This is a genomic window from Bacillus infantis, assembly GCF_050107595.1.
Taxonomy (GTDB): Bacteria; Bacillota; Bacilli; order Bacillales; family Cytobacillaceae; genus Bacillus_AB; species Bacillus_AB infantis_C.
Window position 1 is genome coordinate 297,436 of record NZ_JBNILH010000007.1, and the last position, 14,721, is coordinate 312,156.

Below are 14,721 nucleotides of genomic sequence, written 5' to 3' on the forward strand. Positions count from 1 at the left end.
TTCCCTCCTGTTATGGTTTCTTTTATTTTACTTCTGGACAGGAGGAGATAATTTTATAATCTGATGATTTTTTTATAAATGATTGCTGTTGAAGAATCCTAATTTGAAGCCTCTTATAAAACATTTCTAAAAATTCAATTATATTTACTTTTCCGCCTATAGGAAGCGGGTGTTGAAGATGCAATAGATTTAAACTTGGACGAAAAATAAGAGGGATGTGAATAGCCGCACATACCCGCAATCCTTTCAATCGGCAGATCTGTTTCCAGCAGAAGCCGCTTCGCCTCCCGGATTCTGATTTGATGTAGCCTATCACGGAAAGTCAGCCCTTTCTCGGCAGCAAAACGCCGGCTTAATGTACTTTTATGTATTCCCAGCGATTCGGCACAATCTGATAAATTCCAGCCCTCGTTCCAATAGTTTGACTCTATTAGTTCCTCGGCTATTTCAGAAGCCGACACAGGATCAATAGTTTTATGGCTGTATTCCACAAACAGCCGGGCCGTAAATTGCTCCAGCTCATTGACAATCTCATGGATTGTCGGCAAATGGACAATCTTCTGAAAAACCAGGTGATAATTTCCTTCCAATTTTTCAGACTGCAGCTTGTAGGTTTTCATATATCTTCTCACCTGGGCGAGCACACTTGTAAGCCGGACCCTGACCAGTTCCGGGTCCGGATATGGGGATCCAAGGGCAAGGAACTCCCTTTCACACCACGACCGAATGGCTTTTACGTCTCTTTTTTCAAGCATTTCTATCCATTCCCTCTGCTCGACCGGTGTCAGGAGGGGGTCCATTTTCTTTGTTAATGAAGGATGATTTTCTGAAATGATAATGTCATAGCCTTCAAAAAAAATAAGTTTGGTCAGCATCCGTACATGCTGGTAGGTATCCTTCAGTGCTTGCGGTTTCCTGGTTTGATATACGATAACAGCAAGCGGGGCAGCATAGCTTTTTTTCCAATCTGCCATGAATGAGTGGTACTCATCCAATGCCTCTCCTCCATTTGGTGAAGTTCGGACAAACAGGACGAACTCCGACAAGGCGAACACTCTGCCGGCTTTAGCCGAAGTGCGGCTGCACAATAACCTGTACAATCCCTCAAGTGCTGAGCTGTCAGGCGTCAAGTAAGCAGCCACGGTCAGTCCGCTTTCCTCCTCATTGTTTGAGACAAACAAATCCGGATAGCCGGGTTCCTGTAATGGCTCTTGTCCGGCCTGCCCCTGCCCCTGCCCCTGCTCCGGCCTATTCCTCAGCTCATACCTGATCTGCTGGACAGCCCTAATCAGTTCTGAAGAAGAAAAGGGCCTGAAAAGCACATCCTCTCCCCTGTATTTAAGTGCGCGATATGCTGTTTGAAATATCCTTTCAGAGGATATCCCCAGCCAGCATAATCTTTTATTCTTCAATTCTTCCGCCTCTTCATCGGTGAATTGGTCCCAGCTGTCCATATTGATGATGGCCAGTCCTGATGAACCTTGTTCAATGGCAGCCAAAAAATCACGAATATTTTTCCAAACCCTGAGATCTATCCCGCTTAAATGGGATTCCAGGACCCAGCGTATCCCCTGAGCCTCCAGGTCATCTTTGGGAACTAAATGAATGAGCATTGCAGCCCTCCTTTCTCTGCCTCTTTATGCAATGACTTTGAATTATGACACGCTTGCCTGCAAACCTGCTCCATCTTCATTTTCCCCATAGAGCATCAGATTTGCGATATAATATATATATCATGAAAATACACAACACAGTAAAAGAAGGCAAAAAATTGAAAACTTATTTATTTAATTTTGCAGGCGGGAGGATTGTCAAAACCGGGATTGCTGTTTTTCTAACAGCCTTCATCTGCCATCTGCTGGATTGGCCAGCAATGTTCGCTGTTATAACAGCCATTGTAACAATAGAGCCAACAGCTGCCGATTCGATAAGGAAGGCATTCATCCGCCTCCCCGCTTCTGCGATTGGAGCAGGTTTTGCCGTTTTTTTTGCATTCCTCTTCGGAGACAGTCCGTTTTCGTATGCATTCGTTTCCCTTGCAACAATCATTGCCTGCCATAGACTGAGGCTCTATGAGGGCACCGTTGTCGCTGTGCTAACTGGAGCTGCAATGATATCAACTGTTCACGACCATTACGCAGCTTCTTTTTTCATACGTCTGGGAACAACCTGCACAGGCCTGATCGTCTCTACCTTGGTCAATATCTTCATCTTGCCTCCCCAGTATTCTAAGACCATTACATTGGGAATAGACTCAGCATTCGAAAAGGCTTCCTCTATTTTGATGAAGGCATTCACTCAAATTTCAGGTTCCCCCGTGATAAAGCAGGAGTTCTCGAAGATTTACAGAAACTGTCAAGAGATACGGAGAAAATTGAAAAATTATGCCTGTATCAGAAGGATGAGTGGAGGTTTCACCGTTTTACCCGCAAAGAAATACGGTGCTACAGACTTGAATACAAAAAATTAATCATTCTCCGGCAATTGATTTATCATATTGGCAACCTTGTTTATTTGCCAAAATCCCGCTTCAGCCTTGATTTGAAAACAAAAGCTGCTGCCATGCCGGTCCTGGAAACCGTCTCATTCATATTCAAGGATAAAGGCTTTATGCCAGATGAGGATTATCAGAACCAGGCCAATGCCCTTACAAAATGGTTCAATGAACAGAAAGAAACATTTGCCCTGGCTAATCTGCATCCACATCAGCATCATCATATCTCACCTGCGGCTGCGGTTTTGTATGAGATCCTTTCATTGCATGACCTTGCTGAAGAGCTGATCCATATCAGGTCACTTGAGGACCGCAGCAAAGAGCTGCTTCAACTTGAAAATGGAAATGCCAGTGAAGGCTGATAATTTTTTTAAAAAAAACATCAAAAAATAGTGTACAAACATAATTATTATGCTATAATAAATTCAGTTGCTAGTAAGCGGTTGTGGCGGAATGGCAGACGCGCTAGATTCAGGTTCTAGTGGGGGCAACCCCGTGGAGGTTCAAGTCCTCTCAGCCGCATATAAGAAATATCAGGAAAAGCGATTTGCTCAAGCAAATCGCTTTTTTCTATTCTTGCATGATAAAAAAAGGCCAGCCCGGCTGGCTTTATTTTTCTGATACACAAGTTAAACGCATATTATCCATATTGCCGGACTGCATAAAGGTGGCGAGATGATTGTAAATCTCTGCCCCAAGGATTTTGTATCCCCACTCGGTCAGGTGGATACCATCAGCAGAAATTAAATCTGCCAGGTCCCCTGCCTGTTTTAACGCTGATCTTACATCTATTTTCAATACATTCAGTTCGTCGGCAATTTTATTGAGGCTTTGATTGTACTTCCCATGCCAGTGCTCTATCCCGCCGACTTTGCAGATCCAGCCGCTGATCTGTGAACTGAACTTATTTGAGATATTCTCATAATAGCGGACAGGATCAAGCGGGGGCAGGGTCAGTAGAATGGGAGTGATCCCGCTGTCCCTTACTTTCTCTATCATACACCTGAGATTGTCTGCATACATGTCCAGCGGAACTGAAGCAATATGTTCGCTGCCCGGATTTTGCGCGACCTCTTCCCATGAAAAATTACAGTCATTGCCACCGATGCTGATGATGGCAAAATCAGGTTTCTCATCAGTGACATCCCGTTTAAGCCTTGACAGCAGAAGATTCGAATTATCATTAAAGACACCTTTGTTCAACACTTCAATATCCGGCCCCGCCTCATGTGCACCATTATTTTTGAATAGCTCCTGGAGGACAGCTGGATAATTCTTTTTCAAGATTCTCAGCCGCCCTTTTAGGTACGACACGCCGCGGGTTAGACTATCCCCAAAGCAAACTATTTTCATGATGGACACCCTTTGCAATTCAAACTTTATTTTAGAATAGCATATTACCTCTTTAAAAACGAGTACAGTGGTCCTGCATTCCAACAAAAAGGCTTCAGCCCGGGCTGAAGCCTTTAATCCTTATTGGCGGTAATTCTCCTGGTCCTCTATCCTTCCTTCATCATTATGGATAATGGCCATTGTACCTGCTTCCTTTGCCATTTCCTTAGCCTTGTCCACAGCTTCGGACTTGGAGCCTGTTGTTAATTCCGGCTCATCTTCGCCTTCCTTTTTTACAGCCCAGCCCTCTTCATCATTTGGCACAACGTGGAAGTTTGCTTCGTCTGTCCCTGCGCGGTCCTGGAAATACTGGTTGCGGTCATCGTTATTTTTATTGTCTGCCATATGATCAGCCTCTTTCTTTTAAATTTTTTATACTACACTATTACCCTTTCATTATTGAAAAAAACACAGCTCACATCATTCCGCCAAAAGAAAAACAGCCAATCAACCGACTGGCTATTTCTTTTCTACACGGACCAATCCGTCCCTCATATTGTCTTTCTCAAAATAACAGACTACTATGTCCTCTTTTTTTATGATGATGTTCTGGTCCAGGTCATCCAGTGTAAAAGAAATGCCCAGTCCATCAGCAGATTTCCCATAGTATGTCCCTTCTTCGACCTTTGTAATTCTATATTCAAAAGAAACATAGTCTTTTTTCTCTTCTACGTTGGCATTTGTCTTTTTTGCATCGAAATCGAATGAGGAAATCAATACAAATAAAACAGCAGACAGCATTGATAAAAGAATTAATCTTTTAGCCATATGTATCCCCCCATGGACATAAATTTCGCATCAGAAATTTTCAGATTGACGCATTATGCTTTTCTTTTCCCCAAATTCCTTCTGCCAAAACCATGAATAAGATTTTGAAGTTATTATCATACTGCCGTTACTGCCTGGAGCATAGCTTAAGACACGGTAATGCCTATTTATAGAGCAAAAAAAGCTGGTGCCTGCTATTGCAGCGCTCCAGCTTTTACGTTTTTCCCTTTATCCTCTTTTTTAAGAAAAATAAGATACATGATCATTGATATCAATACTGATACTGCAGCTGTTAAATAGATGCTGCTGTAGCCGAACCAGTGGCTGATCTGGCCGAATGCCATTGCCCCAATTCCTACGCCAAGATCAAAGAAAGAAAAGAATGTTGCGTTGGCCATTCCCCTTCTGTTCTTTGGTGCCTGTTCAATTGACCATGCCTGCAGGGCAGGCTGCACACTTCCAAATCCGAGCCCATAGAGCACAGCAGCGAGATATAAGATGCCGGTGCCCGGCAGCCATGAAAGCAGGACCATGGCGATTAATATGAGAAAGGCGCCTGGTACAAATATAGCTTTATGACCCTTTAAATCATACAGCTTCCCGGCAAAGGTCCTTGTCAGCATGATGGATAGAGCATAAATCAGAAAATACCACTGAATTCCGCCGATTCCCTTCTGAGCTGTATAGAGCGGGAGAAAGGAAGCAATCCCCCCAAATGTGACAGTGATAAAAAACAGCAGAACTGAGGGTTTCAGGGCGCTTTTCTCATAAAAATCCCACTTAACCGCAGCTGGAGCGGATGGGCTTTCTTCCACTTTTTTATAGCGGATGCGGGATGAAAGCAAAAGGGCGGCTCCGCCCAGTGCAGCGCATATTAAAAACAGCTGTTTGAATGTAAGTACCCCTGCGAGAGTCAGTCCCAGCGATGGGCCGAGAGCAAGGGCGATATTGCCAGAAAGGCCATAATAGCCCATCCCTTCTCCCCTTCTTTTAGGCGGTATCAGGTCGCTTGCAATGGTTCCGGAAGCAGTGGTGGAAAACCCCCAGCCCACTCCCTGTATAATCCTTAATAAAAATAAAAATATGATTCCCGGTACAAATCCGAATGCACCAACTGCAAGCATAAAAATAAAGAGGCCAAGCAGGTACACCCAGCGCCTGCCCTTTGTTTCAAGAGCATGTCCGGCATACGGCCTTAGGAGCAGGGCAGAAAACGTGAATATGCCGACCACAAATCCAATCAGCTGATCGTTGCCCCCAAGCTCTTCTACAAATAGGGGAATTGTTGGCAATGTCATCTGAAAGCCTAAAAACACAAAAAAATTCGCGATGCATATTAAGACAAAATCCCTCGTCCAAATTTTGTCCTTACCTATATCCTGCTGGAGACCCATTTTACTGCGATCTTCATCCATATAATTGGTTCTCCTTCCTGTGTAAAAATCACCCTTTATTTTACAGCAATGTCAAATAACTATCTAATAAACGGCTTCTCATTACTTATGCTTTGTACAGCAGCAGGAAAGTATAACAAAAATGCCGAAAATTATGTTTGCCGGCTATAAGAAAGGGGTATATAAAGCGGAACGGTTTTTCTGAACCGCCACCGTACATAATTTTATTCAGTTAGGTTATTTCCCCTGCCTGTCAGAATTAAAACTGTTTTTATGAGGAGCTGCCAGGCTCCTTTCCAAAGGAGATAGTGAGAATGTCGATTTTAATAGTTGATGACAACCAGGTAAATTTGTTTGTCGTTGAAAAGATCCTAAGAAATTCGGGATATGAGGATTACCGGTCCTTCACGTCAGCTAAAGACCTGTTCAAGTACCTGGATTCTGCTGAATCTGCTTTTCCTCAAAGCAAGGCGGATGTTATTCTTATGGATATTATGATGCCCGAAATGGACGGGTTAGAAGCTTGCAGGCGCCTCCAGGAAAATCCCTTGTACCGGGATATTCCAGTCATATTTGTCACTGCTTTAGAAGATTCCCAAAAGGTCGCAGAAGCGCTGGATGTGGGCGGCATTGACTACATAACAAAGCCTATCAACAAAGTGGAGCTTACAGCCAGATTAAGGGTTGCCTTAAGGCTCAAGGAAGAAAAAGACTGGCATAAAGAGCACGAAAAGAAGATAAAGGATGAATTGGACCTTGCCCAGCAGGTCCAGCATAATCTTTTAAGCGAAATGGTCCAGGAGGATCACATACATATTAACGCTTCCTATATTCCGGCTTTTAAATTGGCTGGAGACATGTATTACTGGCATAAAATCGACGAGAACAGATATGCAGCCATCGTTCTGGATATGATGGGGCATGGGATTTCAGCCTCCCTGGTCTGCATGTTCATTTCTTCTGTCCTGAGGGACGTCATCAGGAATTTCAGTGATCCTGAAAGAGTCATCAAGGAGCTGAATAAATGGATGGTCATGCTTGAGAAAAAGAAGAGCGGCCTCCATTACTATTTTACAGCTGTATATCTGGTGATTGATACGAAGAAGAAAACAGTGGAATTTGTTAACGCCGGGCATCCGCCATGCTTTGCCCTTGTGGATGGGCGTGAGACGGTCCCCATGAAAAAAGGCAGCTGCGCCATCGGCTTCTGGGATAACATAAAAGTCGAAAAATCTGTTATTGAATACGAAAAGAGCATTCAAATCCTGTTATACACGGACGGGGTCATGGAAGCCATTGAACGGAAGTTTGAGGATGGCATTCCCCTGCTTGCAGAGGCTGCCGGCAAGAAATGGGACAAAGAAACAGTTGATGCTCCCATCAACCTGGTCATTCCCAAAGAGCTCCAAGCGTGCCAGCCGGATGATATGTGTGTCGTCATGATCAAAGCCAAGGCAGAAAGCGAGCAGGTGCTGAAGTATCCGGCTGTTGAAGCCGCAGAGAAGTATTCTGCTGCAGGACTAGCTTAGAGAGGCAGCTGTCAACAAAACCTCATTCAACAAATTCTCTCTCTATGCGGCCAAATTCCCTGGCCTGCTAAAAGCTACGGATAAATTCAAATAGGAAGGGCGGAACCAGCATCGGTTCCGCCCTCCTTATTATGACTTTCAGGCCCTGCTGATCAGGGCAATAATCCTTACTTTTTCGTATATAATCTCTCTTTGCCATCAAACTCCTCATAATTCTCCTTTGAACGTCCGATTCTCAGGGTTTCTTTATTCCCAAGCCCCAGGAACCCGCCATCAGAAAGGCTCTCATGGAACAGGTCAAGTACATCCTGCTGAAGATGAGGCGTAAAATAAATCATTACGTTTCTGCAGATGATAACATGGAACTCGTTGAAGGAGCCGTCAGTCACGAGATTATGCTGGGCAAAGATTACATTTTTCACCAGATCACGATGAAAATAGGCATTGAATTCGTCAGTTGAATAATATTCTGAGAAAGCTCTTTTTCCTCCCGCCTGGATGTAATTCCTGGTGTAAGTCTGCATCCTTGCAAGGGAAAATGTCCCGCTCTCTGCCCTTTTCAAAACATTTTCATTTATATCGGTTGCATAAATCCTGGTTTTATTGCCGAGTCCCTCTTCTTCCATCAAAATCGCCATCGAATATGCTTCTTCCCCTGTAGCACAGCCTGCATGCCATATCCGGATTTCCGGGAGTCTCCTGAGATGGGGTACAACCTTCTCACGAAATGCTTTAAAAAAAGAGGGATCCCGGAACATTTCTGTCACACTGATCGATAAGTCGTCCAATATCTTATTAATGAAACCTGGATAGTGCAGGATTTTCTCTGTAAGCCTGCTGATTGTCGGAATCTGCTCCAGTCTCATCCTGTGCTGTATCCTTCTTTCCACAGAGGAGCGCATATATTGGCGGTAATCATACCCGGAAATCAGATAGACGGCCTCAAGAAGCAGATCCATCTCAATTTTTTCCCGTTCATCCGCCTTAAGCACATCCTTTTTCACACATATGCCCCTTTCCCATTTACTTTGAAGCCTTTGTCAGCCATACCCGCATAACGGACAGAAGCTGATCAAGCTTCAGGGGCTTGCTGATATAATCGGATGCACCTGCATCCAGACATTTCTGCTTGTCCCCTTTCATCGCTTTCGCTGTCAATGCAATGATCGGCATTTGTTCAAGTCCATCCATGGACCTCAGCCGATGCATTGTTTCATAGCCATCCATTACAGGCATCATGATGTCCATCAGAATAATGTCAAAATCCCTTTTCTGCTGGACCATTTCCAGGCATTCCTGCCCGTTCTGCACCGTGGTAACTTCCATCGCCTCAGCTTTAAGCGCCTTTTCAAGCGCATAGATATTACGGTTGTCGTCATCACATATTAGCACAGATTTATTCTTAAAGATATGACGGATTTCCTTTGAAACTCCTGCAGGGGCTTCTGGTTCCTCTGCATCGGTTTCCGGAATTGTTTCTTCTGGTGCAGCCGCAGCGGCTATTTCAAGCTGTACTGCTGGGGTATGCTGTTCTTCCTCGAGACCATCAGGAAGGCTTGGTATAAACAGGGTAAAAGTACTTCCCTTCCCTTCCTCGCTATCCACAAAGATCCAGCCTCCCAAAAGCTTTGCAAACTCCCGGCATATGGAAAGGCCAAGCCCCGTTCCTCCGTATTTCCTGACAGATGCACCATCTCCTTGCTGGAATGCTTCAAAGATGATGGATTGCTTGCTTTCAGGTATGCCTATTCCTGTATCGGCTACTTTTATCTCTGTCCAAAAATCTGCTTTTGCTTTTAATGGCAGATTTTTCGTCTTTTCCGGATCAGCAAGATTTACCTCGATTGAAACAGAGCCCTTCTCTGTGAATTTAAAGCTGTTTGAAAGAAGGTTCTTGATGATCTGCTGGAATCTTTGCTGATCTGTATACATGATTCCAGGGAGGTCTTCAGCAATCGAAATATTAAAGTCCAGGTTCTTCTTTTGTGCAAGATGGCTGAAATTATATTCCAGATATGAAGGCAATTCACTCAGATTCATCTCTTCAAAAAGCATATCCAGCTTTCCTGCCTCAATTTTAGACAAGTCAAGGATATCATTGATGAGGGAAAGCAAATCTTTTCCTGAGGAATGGATTACTTTGGCTACTTCCTTCTGTTCCTCCGGTATTTCTTCACCCTGCCCCTCTGACAGCATTTCTGACAATAGCAGGATGCTGTTCAGCGGGGTCCTTAGCTCGTGTGACATATTCGCCAGGAATTCAGATTTATATTTTGAACTTAACAAGAGCTGTTCTGCTTTTTCTTCAATGTCCTTATTCGCCTGCTGAAGATCACGGGATTTCTGTTCTGCATCCCTAGTTCTTTCTTCGAGCTGTTCATTGATCATCCTAAGCTCTTCCGATTGCGACTGAAGCTCTTCTGACTGGACCTGAAGCTCCTCAGATTGGGTTTGAAGCTCTTCTGACTGTACTTGAAGCTCTTCTGTCATCATCTGGGATTCTTTTAGCAGCCGCTCGATTTCCATTCTTCCAAGAACACTGTTGACTGTAATACCGAGCGTATCCAGCAGCTGTGTCAGAAGCTTTTCTTCAAGAGCTGTGAATTCCCTGATGGAAGCAAACTCTACCACTGCAGTAACATTCCCTTCAAACAGAACCGGAGCAATCAGTATGCTCTTAGGCTTCACTTGCCCCAGTCCGGAACTGACAAGAGAGTAGTCGTCAGGAATCTCCTTCAGCACCCTGGTCCGCTTATCCAGGGCTGCCTGGCCGATAAGGCCTTCGCCAAGGTAGAACTCTTCCCTGCCAGCTTCTTTTCCATCTCCAGCATAGCTTGCCTGCTTAAGAAACCTCATGTCTCTGCCTTCGCCAGTGCGCAAATAAAATGCGCCGGCAGAAGCATCCAGAATAATAGCAGCTTCTGCAATAAATTTTTCGCCCAGCGTCTTGATATCCGTTATATCCTGGTACATCGTAGCGATTTCAGCTATATTTGTCTGCAGCCAGTTTTGTTCAGAAATATGCTTTGTATAGTCTTTTTCTTTTAAACTGTAATCTTCCAGCGAAGCAGCCATACCGTTGAAAGCAAGGCCGATTTCGCCTATTTCATCTTTTGTATCAATTTCTACCCTCGGAAGGGAGGACAGATCGGCATAATTTACCTTGGATATGACACCTATAATCTTTTTCAGGCTCAGAGAAGTGCTTCTAATCACCCAGAAAGCCGCTGCCACGACAGCTGCCAGACAAAGGATTGATCCTGCGATAATGCTGATAATCATTTGATCATATGTATCACGGGACTGCTCTACGGCAGCACCCATCAGGCTTTCCTGAAAAGCACTGAAATCAGACAAGTGTTTAATCAGGCTGTCCCTCTGCTCCTGCCGGCTATCCAGAAGCCTCTGCACTTCTGCTGCAGGGACATCACCCTCCTGCGCCCTTAACAGATCATCCTCTGTGTTGATCAAAGAGGAGTATTCAATCTGTATCTGCATAAGGAGATCCCGAGCCTCTTCACGGTTGAGGCGGTCCTCCAGATAGGAGATTCCCTGCAGAATCATGTTTCTGTTTTGCTCAATTTTTTCTTTGCTTTCTGCATCTGCGTCAGTTTCACTGTTAATCAGCTGCAGGACCACCTGGTCAGCCTGGGTGAATCCCTGCCTGACTTCTGCTGCGGTTTTGACTTTTTCATATCTGTCTTCAGTGATTTCTCTAAGATTGCTTCTCATCCCATTCATAAAGAAGACCGTTAAGAATAGGATCGCTGCCACAAACAGCATAATGATTCCGAAACCCAGGAACTGTTTCTTTCTAAAACTCATGATTTCCCCCCCACATCAGCACTGGCTGCCTAATATTAGAAAAGCGGACAGAATCCGACCTATTTTTATACCCTTTCTTTTATGTTCTAAACATCTTTTTTAAAAATATATAAAAAAATATAAAAAACACCGCTCACTTCTGAGCGGCGTCCATCTTATTTTTCCATCAATTCTCCAATTTCTACAGTCGACCTTTCTTCTAGCGGACCTCTCAAATGGACTGTTGCTGTCCGGCCATCTTCATTGAGGCTATCGATCCATACTGACGCACCATTATAAGTAACCTCTATGTCCGCAGATGAAGAAAGGATCTGTTTAACCCGGTTTGCGTTCAAAGCCAATCCCTCCAAAATAAGTATTGTCGATTTAGCATTCGCAGCTGGAAGAAATTTATTCGCTATTCACATCAGCTTTGAAATAAAGGCAGTTGCAATGCCGAAATATACGAATAGCGAGATAATATCATTCAAGGTGGTGATCAATGGTCCAGATGCAACTGCCGGGTCAATATTCAGCTTATAGAGGACAAGCGGCACTATTGTTCCTGCAAGAGTGCCAATAATCAAGGTAATAATCAGAGAGCTTCCGACCACCAGGCCCAAAATTGCATTACCCTGCCAGATGTATGCAATCACAGATATGAGGATACCGCAGGTCACCCCAATAATGACCCCGACAGCAAGCTCCCTTAGAATCAGCTTTGCTGCAAGCTCCCGATCGACTTCTCTGCTGATCAGCCCCCTTACAACTACAGCAAGGGATTGTGTTCCTGTATTCCCGGTCATCCCTGCTATCATCGGCATGAAAAATGCCAGTGCAACCACCTTGGAAATCGTCTCTTCAAAGCTGCTGATGATTGTTCCTGAAACAAGCCCGATAAATAGCAGCAAAATCAGCCATGGTAGCCTTCGGTAGGCAGCCACAAAAGCTTTTGTATCAAAATCAATCGACTTTCCGGAAGCTGAGAGCTTCTCAATATCTTCTGTGGCTTCCCTAATGACCACGTCAATAATATCATCTACCGTAATGATGCCAACCAGCCGATCATTTTCTTCTACTACAGGCAATGCCAGGAAGTCATAGCGTTCAATCAGCATGGCTGCTTCTTCCTGGTCTGTTTCCGCCTGCACAGAAATCACCCTGCTGAACATAATATCTTTAATCTGTTCATGAGGCTCTGCAAGAATCAAATCTCTGTAAGAAACAACTCCTGTTAAACGTTTGTCTCCATCTATTACATATAAGTAGTTGATTGTTTCTGAAAATACTGCAAATGATTTCATCTTGGCAACCGTTTCGCTGACAGTATAGCTTTCAGGTATCCATACAAACCGGTTCGTCATAATCCTGCCCGCTGTTTCAGGCGGGTAATTCATGATGCTCTGGACAATCTGGGATTCCTCCTGCTTCATCCCGGCCAGGAGTTCTTCTATCCTTTCAGGTGAGAGGCCTTCTAAAAGCAAGGCCAAATCGTCATTATCCATCAGATCCATGACCTGACCCGATTTTTCCACACCAAGTTTTACTAGTACCCCGTACTGTTCGTCCCTTTCAAGCTCTTCAAGCAGATCTGCAATCTGTTCGGGATCAAGCAGAAGAATGAATCGCGACCGGTGCTTCTCCGGAAGCTCCTCATACAGCCTGGCAATATCATAAGGCTGCAATTCCGAAATCATTCCCTGGAACTGCTGTTTATCAGCTTCTTTTAGTTGTTTAATCAGTTTGACCAAATATTGTTCGTCAATCATCTATTATCAGCCTCCCCCTCGCCTCGCTACTACTATTCCCCATTTCTGTTTTCGCAAAGCCATCAGCAATTTATAATCATTTTTCTGTAGTACAAACCTAAAATGCTGAATAGAATTGTACAAGCAGCAAATGAAAAGGAGTTGTTTTATTTGAGCATATTCTTAAGCTATATCTTTCTAGGGCTTTCCCTTGCAGCTCCTATTGGTCCTATAAATGCAGCACAGCTGGACAAGGGCATAAAAAATGGCTTTTTTCATGCCTGGCTTGTCGGGTTTGGAGCCATGATAGCAGATGGAGTATATATGATTGCCGTCTACATGGGGGTAGTGAATTTTTTGGAGTTTCCTTTTGTAAAATCATTTTTATGGCTTTTTGGTTTTTTTGTGCTCGTTTATACGGGAATTGAAAGCCTTTTAACAGCAGGGAAGGTAGTATCCAACGACCGCCTTAAAGATGAATCGGCGGCAAAATCTTTTATTTCCGGCTTCCTTATGTCCATCTCCAATCCTCTGACAATTCTTTTCTGGCTTGGCATATATGGCTCTGTATTGGCGAAAACAGCCGCCGAATATGATAAAAGCCAAATTTTAATATACAGCTGTGCAATCTTTATAGGTCTGCTGTTATGGGATTTGACGATGGCAGCGGTAGCAAGCAGTTTCAGAAGATTCATGACAGGCAGGATACTCGCACTCATTTCAACCTTATCCGGGCTCTCCCTTATTGGGTTTGGACTTTATTTCGGGTATGAGGCCTATAAGCTGTTTTTCTAACAGTACATACGATTCATGAAAGTGAAGTCCCCCTGAACAGTAGAAAATTCAGCAGTCGTTGAATGTTGAAATCAGAGGATACCGTTAGTAAATAGTTTGGGATAGATGGCAGATTTTCTGGATGATTTGGTAAAAGGGATTCTGCTGGAGATTGGTGACTGTACTTTTGCCGGGGCTTGGGAAACGGATTCTGCCAGCATTTGGTAGAATATATTGTTAAGTTGGTGGATTATCGGGTGAATTGATTAAATAAATTGCCAAGTTGGTAGATTATCCGGCCAATTAATTAAATTCGCTATTAAGCAGCAGCACACGCCATTATCCTAATCAAAAATACTGCTCATTCGTCCAATCGACTTTCTATTAACAATGATATCGGTTGATAAGCTGATGGATCCCATTGTTTTTAGGATAAATGGTAAAATAATAGGGAAAATTGGTAAATTATCGGGCGATTTGTTTAAATAAATCGCCAAGTTGGTAGATTATCGAGCCAAATGATTTAATTCGCAACCAAAGCAGCTGCTCTCCCCACCATTTTAATCAGGAACCTTGCTCTTGCGCCTGCCCCGGCCAATAATTTCAGCACAGGACCTTTTTCTTATTAAAATCTTCTCCTTTTCATAAAAAACACAAAAAAAGAACAGTCCCACAGACTGTTCTTCGTTTTGCCCGGCAGCGTCCTACTCTCACAGGGGGAGAGCCCCCAACTACCATCGGCGCTGAGAAGCTTAACTTCCGTGTTCGGTATGGGAACGGGTGTGACCTTCTCGCTATCGCCACCAGACTATTTAGAT

General features: G+C 43.9%; 13 protein-coding genes, 1 tRNA gene and 1 rRNA gene. 5 read left to right on the top strand and 10 right to left on the bottom strand.

Translation table 11 applies throughout. The annotated features are described in order from the left end of the window. Positions 1-134: 134 nt before the first annotated feature. The gene (locus ACQCVH_RS16645) at positions 135-1,613 is read right to left on the bottom strand and encodes a response regulator transcription factor (protein WP_426836755.1); all 1,479 of its coding nucleotides are present in this window, start codon (positions 1,611-1,613) and stop codon (positions 135-137) included. A 158-nt stretch (positions 1,614-1,771) separates the two neighbouring features. On the opposite strand from ACQCVH_RS16645, the gene ACQCVH_RS16650 reads away from it, so the two are divergent. The 3 genes from ACQCVH_RS16650 (at position 1,772) to ACQCVH_RS16660 (ending at position 3,016) form a co-directional block, all read left to right on the top strand. Next, complete coding sequence (locus ACQCVH_RS16650; protein ID WP_426836756.1) at positions 1,772-2,470, top strand: aromatic acid exporter family protein; 699 nt, start codon at positions 1,772-1,774, stop codon at positions 2,468-2,470. Between the two features lie 14 nt (positions 2,471-2,484). Continuing rightward, positions 2,485-2,856, top strand: coding sequence for a hypothetical protein (locus ACQCVH_RS16655; RefSeq protein ID WP_426836757.1), 372 nt, complete (start codon positions 2,485-2,487; stop codon positions 2,854-2,856). A gap of 77 nt (positions 2,857-2,933) precedes the next feature. After that, positions 2,934-3,016, top strand: a tRNA-Leu gene (locus tag ACQCVH_RS16660). An 87-nt stretch (positions 3,017-3,103) separates the two neighbouring features. Here ACQCVH_RS16660 and ACQCVH_RS16665 read toward each other — a convergent pair. The 4 genes from ACQCVH_RS16665 to ACQCVH_RS16680 all read right to left on the bottom strand — a co-directional run bounded on the left by ACQCVH_RS16665 (position 3,104) and on the right by ACQCVH_RS16680 (position 6,069). Then, entirely contained in the window at positions 3,104-3,847 is a 744-nt protein-coding gene (locus ACQCVH_RS16665; RefSeq protein ID WP_426836758.1) for an SGNH/GDSL hydrolase family protein, read from the bottom strand. Positions 3,848-3,967: 120 nt separating this feature from the next. Next, the gene (locus ACQCVH_RS16670) at positions 3,968-4,231 is read right to left on the bottom strand and encodes a DUF2188 domain-containing protein (protein WP_426836759.1); all 264 of its coding nucleotides are present in this window, start codon (positions 4,229-4,231) and stop codon (positions 3,968-3,970) included. Between the two features lie 114 nt (positions 4,232-4,345). Further along, positions 4,346-4,654: a hypothetical protein gene (locus tag ACQCVH_RS16675; RefSeq protein WP_426836760.1), complete on the bottom strand. Its 309-nt coding sequence runs from the start codon at positions 4,652-4,654 to the stop codon at positions 4,346-4,348. 194 nt (positions 4,655-4,848) lie between these two features. Next, the gene (locus tag ACQCVH_RS16680; RefSeq protein WP_426836761.1) at positions 4,849-6,069 is read right to left on the bottom strand and encodes an MFS transporter; all 1,221 of its coding nucleotides are present in this window, start codon (positions 6,067-6,069) and stop codon (positions 4,849-4,851) included. 293 nt (positions 6,070-6,362) lie between these two features. Here ACQCVH_RS16680 and ACQCVH_RS16685 point away from each other — a divergent pair, with 293 nt between their 5' ends. Next, a complete protein-coding gene (locus ACQCVH_RS16685; RefSeq protein WP_426836762.1) occupies positions 6,363-7,577 on the top strand; it encodes a SpoIIE family protein phosphatase in 1,215 nt (404 codons plus the stop codon). 167 nt (positions 7,578-7,744) lie between these two features. Here the strand turns inward: ACQCVH_RS16685 and ACQCVH_RS16690 are convergent, their stop codons facing one another. The 4 genes from ACQCVH_RS16690 to mgtE all read right to left on the bottom strand — a co-directional run bounded on the left by ACQCVH_RS16690 (position 7,745) and on the right by mgtE (position 13,150). Next, entirely contained in the window at positions 7,745-8,536 is a 792-nt protein-coding gene (locus ACQCVH_RS16690; RefSeq protein WP_224906375.1) for a CheR family methyltransferase, read from the bottom strand. 64 nt (positions 8,537-8,600) lie between these two features. Next, positions 8,601-11,402 (bottom strand): response regulator, encoded by a 2,802-nt coding sequence (locus tag ACQCVH_RS16695; protein ID WP_426836763.1) that lies wholly within the window; start codon positions 11,400-11,402, stop codon positions 8,601-8,603. Positions 11,403-11,557: 155 nt separating this feature from the next. Next, on the bottom strand, positions 11,558-11,737 hold the full coding sequence (locus ACQCVH_RS16700) for an H-type small acid-soluble spore protein (protein ID WP_224906367.1): 180 nt from the start codon (positions 11,735-11,737) through the stop codon (positions 11,558-11,560). 66 nt (positions 11,738-11,803) lie between these two features. Then, positions 11,804-13,150 (bottom strand): magnesium transporter, encoded by a 1,347-nt coding sequence (mgtE, locus tag ACQCVH_RS16705; protein WP_426836764.1) that lies wholly within the window; start codon positions 13,148-13,150, stop codon positions 11,804-11,806. Positions 13,151-13,300: 150 nt separating this feature from the next. Between mgtE and ACQCVH_RS16710 the strand changes: the two genes are divergently transcribed. After that, positions 13,301-13,924 (top strand): LysE family transporter, encoded by a 624-nt coding sequence (locus tag ACQCVH_RS16710; protein ID WP_426836765.1) that lies wholly within the window; start codon positions 13,301-13,303, stop codon positions 13,922-13,924. Positions 13,925-14,594: 670 nt separating this feature from the next. Here the strand turns inward: ACQCVH_RS16710 and rrf are convergent. Continuing rightward, positions 14,595-14,711 (bottom strand): 5S ribosomal RNA (gene rrf, locus ACQCVH_RS16715). Between the last annotated feature and the right edge of the window lie 10 nt (positions 14,712-14,721).

What these genes read in the sequence shown, in the direction of transcription:
- ACQCVH_RS16645 (WP_426836755.1), bottom strand. Translation starts at nt 1,613, where the DNA reads ATGCTCATTCATTTAGTTCCCAAAGATGACCTGGAGGCTCAGGGGATA.
- ACQCVH_RS16670 (WP_426836759.1), bottom strand. Translation starts at nt 4,231, where the DNA reads ATGGCAGACAATAAAAATAACGATGACCGCAACCAGTATTTCCAGGAC.
- ACQCVH_RS16685 (WP_426836762.1), top strand. Translation starts at nt 6,363, where the DNA reads ATGTCGATTTTAATAGTTGATGACAACCAGGTAAATTTGTTTGTCGTT.
- ACQCVH_RS16675 (WP_426836760.1), bottom strand. Translation starts at nt 4,654, where the DNA reads ATGGCTAAAAGATTAATTCTTTTATCAATGCTGTCTGCTGTTTTATTT.
- ACQCVH_RS16680 (WP_426836761.1), bottom strand. Translation starts at nt 6,069, where the DNA reads ATGGATGAAGATCGCAGTAAAATGGGTCTCCAGCAGGATATAGGTAAG.
- mgtE (WP_426836764.1), bottom strand. Translation starts at nt 13,150, where the DNA reads ATGATTGACGAACAATATTTGGTCAAACTGATTAAACAACTAAAAGAA.
- ACQCVH_RS16690 (WP_224906375.1), bottom strand. Translation starts at nt 8,536, where the DNA reads ATGGATCTGCTTCTTGAGGCCGTCTATCTGATTTCCGGGTATGATTAC.
- ACQCVH_RS16695 (WP_426836763.1), bottom strand. Translation starts at nt 11,402, where the DNA reads ATGAGTTTTAGAAAGAAACAGTTCCTGGGTTTCGGAATCATTATGCTG.
- ACQCVH_RS16665 (WP_426836758.1), bottom strand. Translation starts at nt 3,847, where the DNA reads ATGAAAATAGTTTGCTTTGGGGATAGTCTAACCCGCGGCGTGTCGTAC.